We start from the raw sequence: 17,045 nt of genomic DNA, 5'->3' as shown, positions 1-17,045 counted from the left end.
GCTGCCGGGCTCAGCCGAGGTCGAAGTCGTTGGCGGAGAGGGGGCCGGTGTAGTTGGCGAGGATGATTTCGAGAATGGATGCGCTGCTATTCTCGTCACCGAATTTGACTTCCACGATCGTATCGCCACCGCTCCGGTAGTAGGCAACATCGCCTATTTCCAGGTCGGCCATGTCTACGGCGCCCACGAAGCGCAAGGCGATTTCAGTTTCGAACTGGATCGTATCGCGACGCTCGAAATCGGTAATGGTCGTGGTCGCAAACTCGGGGATGGCGGCGTCTTCATAGCCGGAGTAGGCCACGTCGTCGGTCAGCACGAACACGTCGTCGCCAGTCCCGCCAGTCATGGACTGGATGGCGCCAGCGCCGTAGAGAGTATCGTTGCCGGCGCCGCCCACGAAGATGTCCTGACTGGGAAAGTAGATCTCCCCGAAGGAAATCTGGTGCGATCCCATGCCGTAGATGGCATCATTGCCATCTCCACCATCCAGGATCTCGGCGTAGAGGCGCCCCGAGGCCGAGTAGATCTCGGATCCGCCGACGATGGTATCATCCCCCGCGCCCGCGTAGACGACGTTTGCGCCATCGCCGGCGCGAATGAAGTTGTCCGCCGTGCTGCCGTTGATCGAGTCATGGCCGCTTCCGGTCTCGACGTTCTCGATGGAGATCAGCGTCGAGCGGTTGTCGCTGTCGCCGATCCGTAGAGTGCCAGTCCCGAGGTTGGCGCGGACCGCAGGCGCAGCCGTATCATGGACGTAGCCGGAGTAGGGTTCCTCCACCAGAAAGGTTGGCCCATCGACTACGAGAGTGTCGACCCCAGCGCCGCCGTCGATGATGTCGCGCCCGAAATCGACGAATGCCAGGGTGTAGTCATCGACCTGCCTGACGATCGCGCCGATGCGGAAGAGGTCGTTGTGCAGGTCACCGCGCATGGTGTCGTCGCCGAAGCCGCCTTCGAGGCTGTCGAGGCCGTTGCCGCCTTCGAGGCTGTCCGCCCCGCCGCCGCCCAGAAGCGTGTCGGCGCCGTAGTTGCCGACGAGCGTGTCGTTGCCGGTGCTGCCCCAGAAGTGGTTGCCGGCACCGTTGCCGATGAAGCGGTCCGAGCCCGAGCCACCGTCGATCGCCTCGATGTTGAGCAGGGTCTCGGCGGGCCAGTTCTGGCCGGGGAAGGTGACGACGCCGGTGCGCAGGTCCGCCCAGACCGGCGTGGTGTTCGACGAGTAGAGCACCATGTCGTAGCCGCCTTCGCCGTCGATGAAGTCCGGCCCGGCGCCGCCGTCGAGGGTGTCGTTGCCCATGCCGCCGTAGAGGAAGTCGCGGCCGTCGACACCCTCGATGGTGTCGTCGCCCCAGAGACCGTGGATCGCGTCGGCCCGCGCCGTGCCAAGCAGCGCGTCCGCGCCGTTCGTTCCGAAAATCGTCGCCATGCCAAGCCCCTCCCAACCTGTCAGTATTGAATGGGCCGGCTCAGGTCTTTGTGCAATCGTTTATCTTAACTGCGACCAAGATCGACAGGCGAGCGCGACGCGGTGCCGCTGGAGCGAAGGTCGCAGCAATGGCGTCAGCCGCCTGTGTCGACCCGAAGGCAGCGGCTTCGGTTCGGAGCGCGGCGTACACTCCGAACCGCCCGCTTGCGGCGGCGGCAGGCGCCTACCCGAGGTCGAAGTCGCTCGCGGAGAGCTGTCCGATGTAGCCGGTCAGGACGATGACCACGCTATCGAAGCCATTCATTTCGCCGTCCTCATAAGTCTGAAGCCGAACGATCGTTTCGGCGCCGTCGCGGAAGTAGGCGAGGTCACCCACTTCCATGTCTTCGGGAGCCATCGCGCCGCGAAAGGTGACCGTGCCGGTGAAGTCGACGAAGTCGAAGCCGATCTTGTCCTTTCCGCGCTCGAAGTCGGTGATCGTCGTGATCTCCATCGACGGGGTAAGGTGGGTGTAAGAGAGCTCGTCCGACAGGACGAAGAGATCATTGCCGGTTCCGCCGGACATGAACTGGATCGCCGCGCCGCCGTAGATCGTGTCATTGCCGTTCCCGCCCGCGAGGATGTCGGTGCCCGGGTACTCGGCGCCCGTGTCGCCGCTTGCGGAATTGACAGTTGACCCCATGCCGTAGATCACATCATCCCCGTCGCCACCGTTCAGCAACTCGACGGGACTGGGGTCACCCGTGTTGCCGTCATAGTAGAATCTTGAGTCGCCGCCGATGATGGTGTCATTTCCGGCTCCTGCGTAGACGACGTTCGCGCCATCCCCGGCCGAGATGAGGTTGTCGCCGGAACTGCCGTTGATGGAGTCCGCACCCGAGCCGGTTTCGATGTTCTCGATGGAGATCAGGGTCGAGCGGTTCGGGCTGTCGCCGAGCCGCAGCGTCCCTGTCCCGAGGTTTGCACGCACGGCCGGCGCTTCCCTGACGTAAACAAGGAACTCGTCCACATCGACGGGCGGCCCGTCGATCACCAGCGTGTCCGTCCCGGCTCCGCCGTCGATCAGGTCACGGCCGAAATCCACCAGCGCGAGTTCGCCGTCGTCTCCCTGCCGGCCGATCGCGCCGATGCGGAAGAGGTCGTTGTGGAGATCGCCCCGCATGGTGTCGTCGCCGAAGCCGCCTTCGAGGCTGTCGAGGCCGTTGCCGCCTTCGAGGCTGTCCGCACCGCCGCCGCCCAGAAGCGTGTCGGCGCCGTAGTTGCCGACGAGCGTGTCGTTGCCGGTGCTGCCCCAGAAGTGGTTGCCGGCCCCGCTGCCGATGAAGCGGTCGGAGCCGGTGCCACCGTCGATCGCCTCGATGTTGAGCAGGGTCTCGGCGGGCCAGCTCTGGCCGGGGAAGGTGACGACGCCGGTGCGCAGATCCGCCCAGACCGGCGTGGTGTTCGACGAGTAGAGCACCATGTCGTAGCCGCCTTCGCCGTCGATGAAGTCCGGCCCGGCGCCGCCGTCGAGGGTGTCGTTGCCCATGCCGCCGTAGAGGAAGTCACGGCCGTCTACCCCCTCGATGGTGTCGTCGCCCCAGAGACCGTGGATCTCGTCGGCCCGCGCCGTGCCAAGCAGCGCGTCCGCGCCGTTCGTTCCGAAAATCGTCGCCATGCCAAGCCCTCCCAATCCTGTCAGTATGGAATGGGCCGGCTCAGGTCTTTGTGCAATAGTTTACCTTACTGCGACCAAGATCGACAGGCGAGCGCGACGCGGTGCCGCTGGAGCGAAGGTCGCAGCAATTGGCGTCAGCCGCCTGTGTCGACCCGAAGAAGGCAGCGGCTTCGGTTCGGAGCGCGGCATACGCTCCGAACCGCCCGCTTGCGGCGGCGGCAGGCGCCTACCCGAGGTCGAAGTCGCTCGCGGAGACCGGACCAGTGTAGTCCGACAGCGTGATCGTAAGGATGGAATCGGCACTGTCGTACAGTTCGTACATGCGAACCTCGAGGATCGTGTCGGCGCCGCTGCGATGGTAGCCGAGTTCGCCGGTGCCGAGGTCGGGCGCTTCCACCGCTCCGACGAACTCGATGCCAGGCTCAGCGAAGCGGATCAGGTCCCGGCCGCGCTCGAAGTCGGTGATGGTGGTCGTCGGGTAGAACCCCTCGAGGCCGTGGTTCGGGTAGATGGAGTCGTAGTCGCGGGCGGGATCGAGGCTCAGGACGAAGACATCCCGACCGCTGCCGCCCGTCATGGTCTGGAAGGCAGCGCCGCCGTAGAGCGTGTCGTTACCGGCGCCGCCGGAAAGGAAGTCCATTCCGGGAAAGGTGGTGTGCTCGCCCTGGAACTCCACGATCACGGTCGAGCCCATGCCGTAGATCGCGTCGTTGCCGCCCCCGCCGTTGAGGATCTCGACCGGCCTGTCTGAACTGCTGCCGGCGTAAGTCTCGGAGCCTCCCACGATCGTGTCATTGCCAGCGCCGGCGTAGACGACATTCTCGCCACCTCCGGGCTGGATCAGGTTGTCGCCGGAGCTGCCGTTGATGGAGTCGTCCCCGGTGCCGGTCTCGATGTTCTCGATCGAGATCAGCGTCGAACGGTTGCTGCTGTCACCGAGGCGCAGAGTTCCCGCGCCGAGATTTGCCCGCACCGGCGGCGAGCCCACCAACGCGCTCAACTCCCACTCCGTCACGGCCGGCCCGTCGATCACCAGCGTATCCGTCCCGGCTCCGCCGTCGATCAGGTCCCGGCCGAAATCCACCAGCGCGAGTTCGCCGTCGTCGCCCTGCCGGCCGATCGCGCGGATGCGGAAGAGGTCGTTGTGGAGATCGCCGCGCATGGTGTCGTCGCCGAAGCCGCCCTCGAGGCTGTCGAGGCCGTTGCCGCCTTCGAGGCTGTCGGCCCCGCCACCGCCCAGAAGCGTGTCGGCGCCGTAGTTGCCGATCAGCGTGTCGTTGCCGGTGCTGCCCCAGAAGTGGTTGCCGGCCCCGCTGCCGATGAAGCGGTCGGAGCCCGTGCCGCCGTCGATTGCCTCGATGTTGAGCAGGGTCTCGGCGGGCCAGCTCTGGCCGGGGAAGGTGACGACGCCGGTGCGCAGGTCCGCCCAGACCGGCGTGGTGTTCGACGAGTAGAGCACCATGTCGTAGCCGCCTTCGCCGTCCATGAAGTCCTGTCCGGCGCCTCCGTCGAGAGTGTCGTTGCCCATGCCGCCGTAGAGGAAGTCGCGGCCTTCGACGCCCTCGATGGTGTCGTCGCCCCAGAGACCGTGGATCTCGTCGGCCCCTCTCGTGCCACGCAACGCGTCCGCGCCGTTCGTTCCGAAAATCGTCGCCATACCGTAAATACCCCCGTCCGTTTTTTGCAATTCAGCGACGGTGGATCGGATTTTGAGAAGTATTGCAAGTGTTAACTGATGTAAAACCCGGCCAGGTTCGGAGGACGGGCTTTCCATCGGCGTCGGGGATTATCTTGCGGATACGTCAAGGACTTGCCTTGCCAAAGCCACCTCAGGACTGATATCCTCGTCCCGCGAGGACGGCCTCCCCCAATCGGGTTGCATATCGGGACGACCCGACCAGACAGGAGTTCGTCATGGCTTGGTTCTATCTCATCGTCGCCGGGATTCTGGAAATCATCTGGGCTTACTGGATGAAGCAGTCGCACGGCTTCACGCGCATTTGGCCGACCGTCATCACGATCGTCACGATGATCGGCAGCTTCGGCCTGCTCTCGGTCGCCATGCGCACGCTGCCGCTCGGTACCGCCTACACGATCTGGACGGGGATCGGTGCCGTCGGTGCGTTCCTCGTCGGCATCGTCGTCCTCGGTGAAGTCGTCAGCCCGATGCGGGTGCTTGCCGCGGTGCTGATCGTGTCGGGGCTGGTGCTGATGAAGCTCTCCACCAACGCCTGATGCCTTCGGGCCGGTTTGCGATCCGGTTTGAAACCAACTGATCGGTTCGTCTCTTCTTAAGGATCGCTCGCCATGGTGGCAGGCGCCGATCCGAGGAGACGAACCGAGATGCCCGCAGCCAGAACCGTTGCCGCGCTGGTGGTCGATGACCAGCACTCCATGCGGGCGATGGCGCGCCTCGTCCTGAAGGAGATCGGCGTCATCGACGTGGCAGTGGCCGCGAGCGCCGACGCGGCCTTCGAGCAGATGCTCGGGCGACGGTTCGACGTGGTGATCTCCGATCTCAACATGCCCGGCACCAGCGGTGCGGAGCTTGCGGTGCGGATCAAGGCGCATCCCGAGCTTTGCCGGGTGCCGGTGTTCCTCGCGACCTCGAACGCCTATCGCGATCAGGCGGGAGCGGCGATCGACCGTTTCGTCGCCAAGCCCTTCGTCGTCGGCGAGTTGCGCGAGGCGCTCGAGGCGCACCTCGGCGCGCTCAGCTGACCGGCCCTGGTCCCGTGAGTGAGGCGCTCCGCCATCCGTTGCCGTCGCGCCTGCTGCCGCAGGACGCGGCCGCGTTGCAGGCGAGCCTGCTCGGGCTGCGAGGGCGCCCCGTGGAGCTCGACGCGAGCGGTGTCGTCCAGATCGCGACGCCTTGCGTGCAGGTGTTGCTCTCCGCCGCACGAAGCTGGCGCGAGGACGGTGTGCGCCTCGGGCTCGCCGCGCCATCGGCGGAAATGCTGGCGGTGCTCGCCCATCTCGCCGTCGATCCCGCCGCCCTTCAATCGCCCGAGGCATGACATGACCCGAATGGTGCTCGCGATCGACGATTCCCGGACGATGCGCGAACTGATCGCCGCATCCCTCGTGCCGGCTGGCTACGACGTGCATGTGGCGCAAGATGGCGAGGACGGGGTCGCGGCGCTCGAGACGATCACGCCGGACATCATCCTGACCGACATCAACATGCCACGCCTCGACGGCTTCGGGGTCATCGCGGCGGTGCGGCGCTCGGACGCGCATCGCGCGACGCCGGTGCTCGTGATCACCACCGAGAGCGCGCCCGAGCTCAAGGCGCGCGCCCGCGCCGCCGGGGCGACGGGCTGGATCGTGAAGCCGTTCGAGGCGGATGCGCTGGTGGCGGCGGTGCGCCGGGTCATGGGCTGACGCCATGGACGTCCTCGAGGAGATCCGCGCGCTCTTCCTGATCGAGTGCGACGAGCACATGGAGGCGCTGCACGAAGGGCTCGCCGCCTTGCGGGCAAGCCCCACCGACGCGGAGACCATCGCCACGGTGTTCCGTGCGGTGCATTCGATCAAGGGCGGCGCGGCGGCGTTCGGCCTCGCCGATCTCGTCGCCTTTGCCCATGGCTTCGAGTCCGGTCTCGACGATCTGCGCTGCGGCCGGTCGGTGCTGACGCCTGACGGCCTTGCGGAGCTTGTCCGGTCCGCTGATCGCCTCGGCGACCTGATCGCAGCGGCGCGCACGGGAGCGGCGGCGCCGGGGGGCGGGCCGGAGGCAGCGAAGGTCCAGCCTGCCGACACGGGGCCCGCTCTGTCCGAGCCGGGCGTGGCGGTGGAGACAGGGGCCGCGCCCGCGCCGTCGGCGGGATCCGTGCGGTTGCGCGTTCGCTTCCGACCGTTTCCGACGCTCTACGAGCGTGGCCACGAGCCGGCGGTCCTGCTGCGGGCGCTTGGCCTGCTCGGGCCGATGCAGGTGAGCTGCAACCCGCGTCTGGTGCCTGGGCTCGACGATCTCGACGCCGAGAGCGTCTATCTCGCCTGGACGGTCGAGATCGATGCGGCCGGTGGCGAGGCGGCGGTGTGCGAGGTCTTCGAGTTCGCCGAGGGTGATTGCGAGCTTGCGATCGAGCCGATCGCGTCGTCGGTGGCGGAGCCGGTCGCGGCTGCGGTGCCGGCTTCCGATCCGGTGCGGGCCGGGGCTCCGGTCGAGGCGATGGCGGAGGCTGCGGCGGAAGTGCCGCCGGCCGTTTCGGCTCCGGCTCCCGCGCTGGCGACCTCGGCGGCGCCGACATCGACGGTTCGGGTGGATCTGGCCCGGGTCGACCGCCTGATCAATCTCGTGGGCGAGCTCGTCATCAGCCAGTCGGTGCTGTCGCAGTCGGTCCTGGGGGACGACGGCGGCGCGGCCGCGGGGCTCGACGCGCTGCGCGCACTGACGCGCGAGATCCAGGAGAGCGTGCTTGCGATCCGCGCCCAGCCGGTGAAGCCGCTGTTCCAGCGCATGGCGCGCGTGGTGCGCGATGCGTCGGCATCGACGGGCAAGCGGGTGGAACTCGTCACCTCCGGCGAGTTGACCGAGGTGGACAAGACGGTGATCGAACGGCTCGCCGATCCGCTCACCCACATGCTGCGCAATGCCGTCGATCATGGGCTCGAACAGCCCGAGACGCGGCGGGCGGCGGGCAAGTGCGAGACGGGCACGGTTCGCCTCTCGGCGGAGCATCGCTCCGGGCGGGTGCTGATCGAGATCGCAGACAATGGCGCCGGCATCGACCGGGCGCGGGTGCGCGCGATCGCAGTCGAGCGCGGCCTGATCGCGGCTGACGCGAGCCTCAGCGACACGGAGACTGACGGGCTGCTGTTCGTGCCGGGCTTCTCGACCGCGCGCCAGGTGTCCGACCTCTCGGGGCGTGGCGTCGGCATGGACGTGGTCAAGCGCTCGATCGCGGCCCTCGGCGGGCGGATCGCGATCGCCTCGAAGCCGGGGCAGGGCACGACCTTCTCGATCAGCCTGCCCCTCACGCTGGCGATCCTCGACGGCATGGTGGTGCGCGCCGGCGGCGAGACGGTGGTGGTGCCGCTCGCGGCCATTCTCGAAATGCTGAAGCCCGGACCGGGGCAACTGCACCGGATCGCCGGGCGTGGCCTCGTGGTGCAGGTCCGGGGCGAATACCTGCCGGTCATCGACGTGGGCGAGCGGCTCGGCTTTCGCCGGTCTCCCGAGACCGGGGGGGTCGTGCTGGTGATCGAGACGAGCGACGGCGAGCGGCGGGCGCTCGTCGTCGATGCGATCGAGGAGCAGCGGCAGGTGGTGATGAAGGGCCTCGGCCCGGACTGGGGCTCGCACTGGGGTTCGGCCGCGGGAGTCGCCGCGGCGACGATCCTCGGCAACGGCAGAGTTGCGCTCGTGCTCGACACGGACGCGCTGGTGGATGGGGCGGCGCCCGGCGCGCTCGCGCTTGCAGGCTGAGGAGGACGGAAGTGGAGGCAACGGGCCAGAGCGACCGGCGCGGAAGCCGGCGCGCGAGTGACCTGCCGCCGAGCGAGATGGTGTCGTTCCGTCTCGGCGAGCAGGATTTCTGCGTCGACATCATGAACGTGCGAGAGATCCGCCGCTGGACGCCGCCAACCGCGCTGCCGCACACGCCTGAACACGTGCTCGGCCTCATCAACCTCCGGGGTGCGGTGCTGCCGGTCGTCGACCTCGCCCGGCGGCTGGGGATCGTCGCGGCCGAGCCGCCGGGGCGGAACGTGGTGATTGTCGCGATGCTGGGCGACCGGGTCTTCGGACTGGTCGTCGATGCGGTTTCCGACATCCTCACCGTGCCGAACCGGGCGATGCGGCCGGTGCCGGCGGTGGCGCACGCAGGCGACGCGGGGCTCATCAGGGGGATCGCCACCGTGGGCGAGCGGATGATCCGCATCCTGAACCTCGGTGCCGTCCTGCCGCCGGAGCAGGGTGAGCGCGCGTGATCATCGCGGCGGGGGCGGGAAGCTCCCGGGTTTCGTCCATCACTCCCGAGGACTTCGCCCGGCTTGCGCGGCTGGTGCAGGCGGAGGGCGGCCTGAGCCTGCCCGCGTCGAAGGCTCCCCTCGTGCGGGCGCGCCTCGCCCGTCGGGTCCGCGCGCTCGGCCTCACCTCATTCGCGGACTACGTCGATCTCGTGTCCGGCCAAGGCACGGCGGCAAGACGCGAGCGCGAGGAAATGCTCTATGCGCTGACCACCAACGTCACACGGTTCTTCCGCGAGCCGCACCACTTCGATGCGCTCTGCCAGCGGGTGCTGCCGGGGCTCGTGGCGCGGGCGCGGGCAGGCGGGCGCGTGCGGTTCTGGTCAGCGGGCTGCTCGACCGGCGAGGAGGCGTATACTCTCGCGATGCTCCTGCTCGAGGCGATGCCCGAGGCTGCCACGCTGGACGTGCAGGTCCTTGCCACCGATCTCGATCGGCGGGTGCTGGCGATCGGCCGCTCGGGGATCTACCCGGGCCGGGTGGCGCAGCAGGTGCCGCCGCTGCTCCTCGCGAGATACTTCCGGCAGGTGGTCCGCGGTGAGGAAGCGGGGTACTCCGTCGGTCCGGCGCCACGGGTGCTTGTCAGGTTCCGGCAGCTCAACCTCATCCGGCCCTGGCCGATCATGGACCGCTTCGACGTGGTCTTCTGTCGAAATGTCGTCATTTACTTCGACGCGGCGACGGAAAGAGATGTGTGGATGCGCATTTCCGATCGCATGTTGCCGGGATCCATACTGTTCATTGGCCATTCCGAGCGAATAAATACGGCGGACCTGCCGATGTTCCGGGGCGATGGCGTGACGGCCTATCGCAAGGTCTGAGGTTTTTCACCAACAGGCATTCGAGAGCGGGAGGAACGAGATGGGGCAGGGCGCCGCAGGCGGGGGTCGTGATCGCGGCCCGGAACCGACGCTTCACGCGGTCTCGCGCGAGCTCGCCGGGGCGCGGGACATGGCTCTCGACCTGCAGGAGGCCACGTCCGGGCTGATCGGCCGTGCCACCGCCGGTGCGGCGGCGTCGGAGAGCTTGTCCCCGGATACGCTCTTCCGTCTCCAGAACCTCGATCGGCTGACCCAGATACTCGACGACCTGTCGAGTTTTCTCGATGAGATTGCCCGGGCTGCGCCCGACGGCTGGACGATTGACGCGGCCGCCGCCGCACGCGGCCTGCGCCTGCGGACTCTCGCCGTCCGGCTCACCGGCCGGGAGGGGGAGCCGCCGGGCCCTCCCGCAGCGTTCACGGACGACTTCCTGCTCTGACCGCCAACAACACGTCGAACCCCGGGCAAATTAACCGGGGCTTCACTCCCGTATCGGCTAGATGTCGGCGGCTTACGGGCAGCGAAAGCGCCGTCGCAAACGAGGAGCTCGGAAAGGATCGATGCAGAAGTCATCACGATCTTCTGGTCACCAGACAACGCTCCAAGCCACGTGCCATCCCGGCGCTCTCGCGCACAACCCGAAAGTTGCATGATGAAGTCCATCCGGGACGTCTCCCTCCTCTACAAATTCCCGACGATCGTCGTTGCGCTTGGGACGATCACCACGCTTGCCGCGAGCTTTGTGGTCTTCCACCGGGCGGCTGGCACGCCAGGCGACGCCGCGGCCGGCTTCGGGGCCAGCGTCGGATTGCCGCTCATCGGGGCCGCGCTGTTTCTCTCGTTCGCCGGGCTGGTGATGGCGCGTCTGATCACCGGGCCGTTGCTTCGGCTCGGCGACGCCGTCACCCTGGTGGCAAAGCACGATTTCGACTCAAGGATCCCCGGAACGACGCGCGGGGACGAGATCGGCGCCATCGCGGCGGCGGTGGCTTCGCTGCGCGACAATCTGAAAGAGCGGGAAGCCGCCGTCGCCGACCGGGCGGCGATCATCACCGCGATCAAGAGCTCGCAATGCGTGATCGAGTTCACGCCGCGAGGCAGGGTTCTCAGCGTGAACCAGACGCTGCTCGATGTCCTCGGCTACGCCGAGGGCGAGGTGGTCGGTCGTGAGCACGCGATGTTCGTCGACGACGACTTCGCCGCCTCGCCCGACTACCGCCGGATGTGGGACTCCCTTGGACGGGGCGCTGCGGTCGCGGGTACCTTCGCGCGCGTCGCGAAGGGCGGCCGGCGGGTTTACGTGCAGGGCGCCTACAGCCCGGTACACGATGCCTCCGGCGCAGTCGTGCGGGTGATCAAGGTGTGTTCCGACGTGACGGGGCCGGAGACCGCGCGCCGCACCCTCGAAGCCCGCTCGGAGGATCAGGCGGCGCTGACCGAGGCGCTGAGCGGCGGCTTGCAGGGAATGATCGAGTTCGATCCCAAGGGCCGGGTGCTGCACGCGAACCAGACCTTTCTCGACACGATGGGATATGCCGCGTCCGAGGTGGTGGGGCGCGCGCACGCAACGTTCGTCGATCCGGTTTTCGCCGAGTCGGCGGAATACCTGCGCATGTGGCCGCAGCTGCGTGAGGGCGTGCCGCTCCGGGGCACCTTCAAGCGCATCGCGAAGGGCGGGCGGGTCGTCTACATCCAGGGCGTCTATTCCCCGGTCCGGGATCGCGGTGGAAAGGTCGTGCGGGTGGTGAAGGTCGCGTCCGACGTCACCGCGGCGGAGGTGGAGCGGCTGGAGGCGATCGAGCGGCGCACGGCGATGGAGGCCGAGCAGAACCGGGTGGTGGCGGAGCTGAGCCGCGCGCTCGCGGCCCTCGCCGATGGCGATCTGACGGGCCGCATCGATACGCCCTTCGCGGGCGAGTACGAAGCCCTGCGTGCCAACTACAATGATGCGATCGGCAAGCTCGAGGACGCCCTCTCGTGGGTGGTGACGTCGGCGGAGAACATCGGCAAGGAGTCGGTCCAGTTCACCAAGTCGGCCGACGACCTGTCACAGCGCACCGAGAACCAGGCGTCGGCGCTCGAGGAAACCGCCGCTTCGCTCGAGGAACTGACCGCGAGCGTCAAGGCGGCCGCCAAGAATGCCGAGCGCGCGAACGTCGACGTCGATGCGGCCCGCCGCAATGCCGAGACCAGTGGCCGGGTGGTGCGCGACGCGATCGGTGCCATGGGTGAGATCGAGAAGTCCGCCGAGCACATTGCCCAGATCATCGGTGTGATCGACGATATCGCCTTCCAGACCAACCTCCTCGCGCTCAACGCCGGTGTCGAGGCGGCGCGCGCCGGGGAGGCGGGTCGGGGCTTCGCCGTCGTCGCATCGGAAGTCCGCGCGCTCGCTCAGCGGTCCTCGGACGCGGCGAAGGAAATCAAGGCGCTGATCTCCACCAGCTCCCAGCACGTGGGACGTGGCGTCGAACTGGTCCGCGAGACCGGCCGATCGCTCGAGACGATTGTCGATGCGGTGACCGGCATCACCGGCCTCGTCGCCGAGATCGCCAACTCCTCGCGCGAGCAGTCGGTCGGTCTCTCTGAGATCAACGCCGCCGTCGGACAGCTCGATCAGGTGACGCAGCAGAACGCCGCCATGGTCGAGGAGTCCTCCGCCGCGAGCCACAGCATGCGCGCCGAAGCCGAGGCTCTTACGAATCTGGTCGCTCAGTTCCAGGCCCGGCGGAACCCGGCGCCCGAGCCCGCCGCCCCGCCCGTGGCGTCCCGTCGCGCCGCGCCGCTTCGCCTGGCGGCCTCGAGGGCTGCCGCCCGCTCCGCGGCCGCCGTGTCGGCCAATGAGGATTGGACCGAGCTCTGATCCGGCGGGAAAGCGCCAGCATGCCGCCAGTGCGCGTCCTCGTCGTTGACGACTCGCGCGCCATGCGCGCGCTCATCCGGAGCTGCCTCGAGCGGGATCCGGGTGTGCGTGTCGTCGGCGAGGCGGGCGATCCGTATGAGGCGCGCGAGGCGGTGAGGGCGATGGCGCCCGACGTGATCCTGCTCGATGTCAACATGCCGAAGATGGACGGCCTCGCCTTCCTCGAACGGGTGATGCGGCTGAGGCCCACTCCGGTGATCATGGTATCGAGCGAGGTTGCGGAGGGTTCGGCCCTGTCGCTCGCGGCCCGCCAGATCGGCGCCGTCGACTGCGTGCGAAAGCCCATGATTGCCGACGCGCATGACCGTCCGTTTCCCGATCTCGCGGCCCGGGTCCGTGCCGCAGCCCTTGTTCCGGCGGGCTCGCTCGTCGCGCGTCCGCCTGTGTCCGCGCCTCGTCCGGCGCAGCGGACCAGCGGCCCGGTTCTCGCGATCGGCGCCTCGACCGGCGGGGTCGATGCCTTGCTGCGGATCCTGTCGGCGTTCCCGGAGAACTGCCCGCCCACCGTCGTGACCCAGCACATGCCCGAGGGCTTCATCGGCGGCTTTGCCCGACGCCTAAACGGTCACTGCGCCGCGGAGATCCGCGAGGCGACGGCTGGCGCACCACTGCTCCCGGGGCGGGTCTACCTGGCACCGGGCCATGCGCACCTCGAGGTCACCGGGCGGGTCCACCTCGTCTGCCGCCTGAACGAGGGACCGGCGGTCTCGGGGCACCGGCCATCCTGCGATGTCATGTTCGCCTCGCTCGCCCGTCTCGGGCCGGCCGCGGTCGGCGTCATCCTGACCGGCATGGGCCGCGACGGCGCGGCGGGGCTCCTGAAGCTGCGTGCCGCCGGCGGGCACACCCTCGGACAGGACGCGGCCACGAGCCTCGTCTACGGCATGCCGGGCGCGGCCTTCGACGTCGGGGCGGTGGCGCGGCAACTGCCCCTTGCCGAGATCGGCGGCGCAGCGCTCGCGCTTTGTGCGGCCGCGGGCACGAAGGACTGACCGAGGTGCGAGGCGGCTGGACAGGCGCGCGGGCACGCCCGTAAGCTCGGGGCGGATCGGGGGAGTCTGCCGTGGAGCACGCATGACTGATACCATGACTGTGACCGGCGCTGCGGCCCTCGCCGCCGCTGCGAGGCCCTGGACCACCGGGACGGAGCGGCCGTTCGTCCGCATCGACCGCATCACCAAGAAGTTCGGCGACTTCACCGCCGTCGATCAGGTGAGCCTCGACATCTTCAAGGGCGAGCTCTTCTGCCTGCTCGGCGGCTCGGGATGCGGGAAGTCGACGCTCCTGCGGATGCTCGCGGGTTTCGAGACGCCGACCTCCGGCAAGATCGAGATCGACGGCCAGGACATGGCCGGGATCCCGCCCTACGACCGGCCGACCAACATGATGTTCCAGTCCTACGCGCTCTTTCCGCACATGACGGTGGAGAAGAACGTGGCCTACGGCCTGCTGCGCGACGGCGTCCACAAGTCCGTGGTGCGCGACCGCGTGGCGGAGATGCTGAAGATGGTTCAGCTTCACACGCTCGCGGGCAGAAAGCCGCACCAGCTCTCCGGCGGCCAGCGCCAGCGCGTGGCGCTCGCCCGCAGCCTCGTGAAGCAGCCGAAGCTCCTGCTCCTCGACGAACCGCTCGGCGCCCTCGACAAGAAGCTCCGCGAGGAGACCCAGTTCGAGCTGGTGAAAATCCAGGAGACGCTCGGCGTTACCTTCATCGTCGTCACCCACGATCAGGAGGAGGCGATGACGCTCTCCACCCGCATCGGGGTGATGAACGCCGGCCGCATCATCCAGGTGGGCGAGCCGCCGCAGGTCTACGAGTACCCGAACTCGCGCTTTGTCGCCGACTTCGTCGGCACGGTGAACCTCTTCGAGGGCCGGGTGATCGAGGACGAGCCGGACTTCATCCGCCTCGCTGTGCAGGACCTGCCGGTGACCGGCGAGGGGTCGGGCGCCGCGAGCGCCGGCGGTGCCGGCCAGATCTACGTCGGCCACGGCGTTTCCTGCACCATCGACCAGCCGCTCTGGTACGCGGTGCGCCCGGAGAAGATGCGCCTGAGCCGCCACGCCTCCGATGCACCGAATTCCTATCCGGTCTGGGTCGAGGACGTGGCCTACATGGGCAACCTCTCGGTCTACCGCCTGAAGCTGCCGGGCGGACGCTATCTGCTTGCCAGCAAGGCGAATCTCTCGCGCTACGAGGAGGACACGATCAGCTGGGGCGAACACGCCTGGGTGTCGTGGGACGACACCGCCGGCGTGGTACTGACCCAATGAGTGCGGCCACCGGGATTGCCCGTGGCCGCACCGGCCGGCTTCTCCGCCGCCTCGGCTTCTCGGGCCGCGCGCTCGTCATCGCCGTGCCGGTCGTCTGGCTCCTGGTCTTCTTTCTGGTCCCGTTTCTCGTGGTGGCGAAACTCTCGCTCAGCCAGTCGGCGATCGCGCTGCCGCCCTACCTGCCGCTCGTCGAATGGGACGAAGGCATGGCGATCATCACGCTTAACTTCGGCAACTTCACCTTCCTTCTCGACGACCCGCTCTACATCAACGCCTACCTCTCGTCGCTGAAGATCGCCTTCATCTCGGCGGCGGCAGCGCTCGTCATCGGCTACCCGATCGCATACTACATCGCGCGGAGCCCGGAGGGGCGTCGCAACGTGCTGCTCATGCTCGTCATCCTGCCGTTCTGGACCTCGTTCCTGCTCAGGGTCTACGCTTGGCAGGGGTTCCTGCGCTCGAACGGCGTCATCAACAACTTCCTGCTCTGGACCGGGATCATCGACCAGCCGCTCGTCATGCTGCAGACGAATTTCGCGGTCTATCTCGGCATCGTCTACACCTACCTGCCGTTCATGATCCTGCCGCTCTACGCGAACCTCGTGAAGCTCGACGATAGCCTGCTCGAAGCCTCCGCCGATCTGGGCGCACGGCCGCTCTCCACCTTCTTCCACGTGACCCTGCCGCTCTCGATGCCGGGCGTCATTGCGGGGTTCATGCTGGTCTTCGTCCCCGCGATCGGCGAGTTCGTCGTCCCGGAACTCCTCGGCGGCCCCGACACGCTGATGATCGGCCGGGTGCTCTGGAACGAGTTCTTCTCGAACCGCGACTGGCCGGTCGCGTCGGCCGTCGCCATCGCCATGCTGGTGATCCTCGTCATCCCGATCATGATCTTCCGCCGCGCCCAGGCGAAGGAGGAAGCACTGTGACACCGACTCCGCACGGTCCCGACGCCCCGGGTTTTCATATGGGCAGAAACCCTATCGGGCAGTCCCGGGGCCCCGCCCACAGGCGGGGAGAACACTTGACTCACGGGCGAAGCCCGTTCCGCCGGAGCGAAGCCGCAAAGGCGGCGAAGCGTCAAGCGGCGGCCGAGCGGGGGGCGTCCCGCCCCCCCGAGGTCGTCGCTCGCCCCGACGTGGTCAGGAGGGCCGGCTGATGCGCGCCTCGACGCTGCTGCTCGTCTTCTGCATCGCGGGCTTCATCTTCCTCTACGCCCCGATCGTCTCGCTGATCGTCTTCAGCTTCAACGAGAACAAGCTCGCCACCGTCTGGAGCGGCTTCTCGACCCAGTGGTACGTGGCGCTCTTCCAGAACGCGCAGATCCTCGGCGCGGCCTGGATCAGCCTCAAGGTCGCGGTGGTCTCGGCGACGCTCGCCTCGATCCTCGGCACGCTCGCCGCCTACGTGCTGGTGCGCTTCGGCCGGTTTCGCACCCGCTCGCTGCTGACCGGCATGTCGGCGGCACCGCTCGTGATGCCGGACGTCATCACCGGCCTGTCGCTGCTCCTGCTCTTCGTCGCCATGGAGCAGGCGATCGGCTGGCCCGCCGGGCGCGGCATGACGACGATCATCATCGCCCACACCACCTTCTGCATGGCCTATGTCACCGTCGTGGTGCAGAGCCGCCTGTCCGACATGGACGAGAGCCTGGAGGAAGCGGCGATGGACCTCGGCGCCCGTCCGGCGCGGGTGTTCTTCGACGTGACGATCCCGGTGATCGCGCCGGCGCTGGTCGCGGGGTGGCTCCTCGCCTTCACGCTCTCGCTCGACGATCTCGTGGTCGCGAGCTTTGTCACCGGCCCAGGCGCCTCGACCCTGCCGATGGTGATCTTCTCCAAGGTCCGCCTCGGGGTCAGCCCGGACATCAACGCGCTCGCGACGATCATCATCGGCATTGTCGCCCTCGGGGTCTTCGTCGCCTCGGTCCTGTTGCGAAGGAAGCCCACCCGTGCCTGACCAGTCGGACCA

General features: G+C 67.9%; 16 protein-coding genes. 13 read left to right on the top strand and 3 right to left on the bottom strand.

Annotated features, from left to right (window positions below; genetic code table 11):
• Positions 1 to 10: 10 nt before the first annotated feature.
• The 3 genes from HNP73_RS00760 to HNP73_RS00750 all read right to left on the bottom strand — a co-directional run bounded on the left by HNP73_RS00760 (position 11) and on the right by HNP73_RS00750 (position 4,740).
• Positions 11 to 1,426: a calcium-binding protein gene (locus tag HNP73_RS00760; RefSeq protein WP_184146138.1), complete on the bottom strand. Its 1,416-nt coding sequence runs from the start codon at positions 1,424 to 1,426 to the stop codon at positions 11 to 13.
• Positions 1,427 to 1,649: 223 nt separating this feature from the next.
• Positions 1,650 to 3,083 carry a calcium-binding protein gene (locus HNP73_RS00755; protein WP_184146135.1) on the bottom strand — a complete coding sequence of 478 codons (1,434 nt, stop codon included), beginning with the start codon at positions 3,081 to 3,083 and terminating at the stop codon, positions 1,650 to 1,652.
• Between the two features lie 226 nt (positions 3,084 to 3,309).
• Positions 3,310 to 4,740, bottom strand: a complete 1,431-nt coding sequence (locus HNP73_RS00750) for a calcium-binding protein (protein ID WP_184146132.1) — start codon at positions 4,738 to 4,740, stop codon at positions 3,310 to 3,312.
• A gap of 257 nt (positions 4,741 to 4,997) precedes the next feature.
• On the opposite strand from HNP73_RS00750, the gene HNP73_RS00745 reads away from it, so the two are divergent.
• The 13 genes from HNP73_RS00745 to HNP73_RS00685 all read left to right on the top strand — a co-directional run bounded on the left by HNP73_RS00745 (position 4,998) and on the right by HNP73_RS00685 (position 17,033).
• On the top strand, positions 4,998 to 5,318 hold the full coding sequence (locus HNP73_RS00745; RefSeq protein WP_184146129.1) for a DMT family transporter: 321 nt from the start codon (positions 4,998 to 5,000) through the stop codon (positions 5,316 to 5,318).
• 108 nt (positions 5,319 to 5,426) lie between these two features.
• A complete protein-coding gene (locus tag HNP73_RS00740; RefSeq protein WP_184146127.1) occupies positions 5,427 to 5,804 on the top strand; it encodes a response regulator in 378 nt (125 codons plus the stop codon).
• Between the two features lie 14 nt (positions 5,805 to 5,818).
• A complete protein-coding gene (locus tag HNP73_RS00735; protein WP_184146124.1) occupies positions 5,819 to 6,100 on the top strand; it encodes an STAS domain-containing protein in 282 nt (93 codons plus the stop codon).
• Position 6,101: 1 nt separating this feature from the next.
• Positions 6,102 to 6,467, top strand: coding sequence for a response regulator (locus tag HNP73_RS00730; protein WP_184146121.1), 366 nt, complete (start codon positions 6,102 to 6,104; stop codon positions 6,465 to 6,467).
• Positions 6,468 to 6,471: 4 nt separating this feature from the next.
• Positions 6,472 to 8,514: a chemotaxis protein CheA gene (locus HNP73_RS00725; RefSeq protein WP_184146119.1), complete on the top strand. Its 2,043-nt coding sequence runs from the start codon at positions 6,472 to 6,474 to the stop codon at positions 8,512 to 8,514.
• A gap of 11 nt (positions 8,515 to 8,525) precedes the next feature.
• Positions 8,526 to 9,017 carry a chemotaxis protein CheW gene (locus HNP73_RS00720; protein ID WP_343063168.1) on the top strand — a complete coding sequence of 164 codons (492 nt, stop codon included), beginning with the start codon at positions 8,526 to 8,528 and terminating at the stop codon, positions 9,015 to 9,017.
• On the top strand, positions 9,014 to 9,877 hold the full coding sequence (locus tag HNP73_RS00715; RefSeq protein WP_184146117.1) for a CheR family methyltransferase: 864 nt from the start codon (positions 9,014 to 9,016) through the stop codon (positions 9,875 to 9,877). The genes HNP73_RS00720 and HNP73_RS00715 overlap by 4 nt, the downstream gene beginning before the upstream one ends.
• 40 nt (positions 9,878 to 9,917) lie before the next feature.
• Positions 9,918 to 10,316: a hypothetical protein gene (locus tag HNP73_RS00710; protein ID WP_184146115.1), complete on the top strand. Its 399-nt coding sequence runs from the start codon at positions 9,918 to 9,920 to the stop codon at positions 10,314 to 10,316.
• A gap of 210 nt (positions 10,317 to 10,526) precedes the next feature.
• Positions 10,527 to 12,740, top strand: coding sequence for a methyl-accepting chemotaxis protein (locus HNP73_RS00705; RefSeq protein WP_184146113.1), 2,214 nt, complete (start codon positions 10,527 to 10,529; stop codon positions 12,738 to 12,740).
• 20 nt (positions 12,741 to 12,760) lie between these two features.
• Positions 12,761 to 13,792, top strand: coding sequence for a protein-glutamate methylesterase/protein-glutamine glutaminase (locus HNP73_RS00700; protein ID WP_184146111.1), 1,032 nt, complete (start codon positions 12,761 to 12,763; stop codon positions 13,790 to 13,792).
• A gap of 82 nt (positions 13,793 to 13,874) precedes the next feature.
• Entirely contained in the window at positions 13,875 to 15,074 is a 1,200-nt protein-coding gene (locus tag HNP73_RS00695; protein WP_246399448.1) for an ABC transporter ATP-binding protein, read from the top strand.
• Positions 15,071 to 16,003 carry an ABC transporter permease subunit gene (locus tag HNP73_RS00690; RefSeq protein ID WP_184146110.1) on the top strand — a complete coding sequence of 311 codons (933 nt, stop codon included), beginning with the start codon at positions 15,071 to 15,073 and terminating at the stop codon, positions 16,001 to 16,003. The genes HNP73_RS00695 and HNP73_RS00690 overlap by 4 nt, the downstream gene beginning before the upstream one ends.
• A gap of 226 nt (positions 16,004 to 16,229) precedes the next feature.
• The gene (locus HNP73_RS00685) at positions 16,230 to 17,033 is read left to right on the top strand and encodes an ABC transporter permease subunit (protein ID WP_425486621.1); all 804 of its coding nucleotides are present in this window, start codon (positions 16,230 to 16,232) and stop codon (positions 17,031 to 17,033) included.
• Positions 17,034 to 17,045: the final 12 nt, after the last annotated feature.

The sequence above is a fragment of the Amaricoccus macauensis genome, assembly GCF_014201905.1.
In the GTDB taxonomy this organism is placed as follows: domain Bacteria; phylum Pseudomonadota; class Alphaproteobacteria; order Rhodobacterales; family Rhodobacteraceae; genus Amaricoccus; species Amaricoccus macauensis.
The sequence above is the reverse complement of the archived record's forward strand: the minus strand, read 5'-3'. Positions and strand labels throughout refer to the sequence as shown.

Bases quoted from the DNA above. Each gene is read 5' to 3' on its own strand.
- HNP73_RS00700 (WP_184146111.1), top strand. From the start codon at position 12,761: ATGCCGCCAGTGCGCGTCCTCGTCGTTGACGACTCGCGCGCCATGCGC.
- HNP73_RS00755 (WP_184146135.1), bottom strand. From the start codon at position 3,083: ATGGCGACGATTTTCGGAACGAACGGCGCGGACGCGCTGCTTGGCACG.
- HNP73_RS00730 (WP_184146121.1), top strand. From the start codon at position 6,102: ATGACCCGAATGGTGCTCGCGATCGACGATTCCCGGACGATGCGCGAA.
- HNP73_RS00710 (WP_184146115.1), top strand. From the start codon at position 9,918: ATGGGGCAGGGCGCCGCAGGCGGGGGTCGTGATCGCGGCCCGGAACCG.
- HNP73_RS00740 (WP_184146127.1), top strand. From the start codon at position 5,427: ATGCCCGCAGCCAGAACCGTTGCCGCGCTGGTGGTCGATGACCAGCAC.
- HNP73_RS00725 (WP_184146119.1), top strand. From the start codon at position 6,472: ATGGACGTCCTCGAGGAGATCCGCGCGCTCTTCCTGATCGAGTGCGAC.
- HNP73_RS00760 (WP_184146138.1), bottom strand. From the start codon at position 1,426: ATGGCGACGATTTTCGGAACGAACGGCGCGGACGCGCTGCTTGGCACG.
- HNP73_RS00705 (WP_184146113.1), top strand. From the start codon at position 10,527: ATGATGAAGTCCATCCGGGACGTCTCCCTCCTCTACAAATTCCCGACG.
- HNP73_RS00690 (WP_184146110.1), top strand. From the start codon at position 15,071: ATGAGTGCGGCCACCGGGATTGCCCGTGGCCGCACCGGCCGGCTTCTC.
- HNP73_RS00750 (WP_184146132.1), bottom strand. From the start codon at position 4,740: ATGGCGACGATTTTCGGAACGAACGGCGCGGACGCGTTGCGTGGCACG.
- HNP73_RS00745 (WP_184146129.1), top strand. From the start codon at position 4,998: ATGGCTTGGTTCTATCTCATCGTCGCCGGGATTCTGGAAATCATCTGG.
- HNP73_RS00695 (WP_246399448.1), top strand. From the start codon at position 13,875: ATGACTGATACCATGACTGTGACCGGCGCTGCGGCCCTCGCCGCCGCT.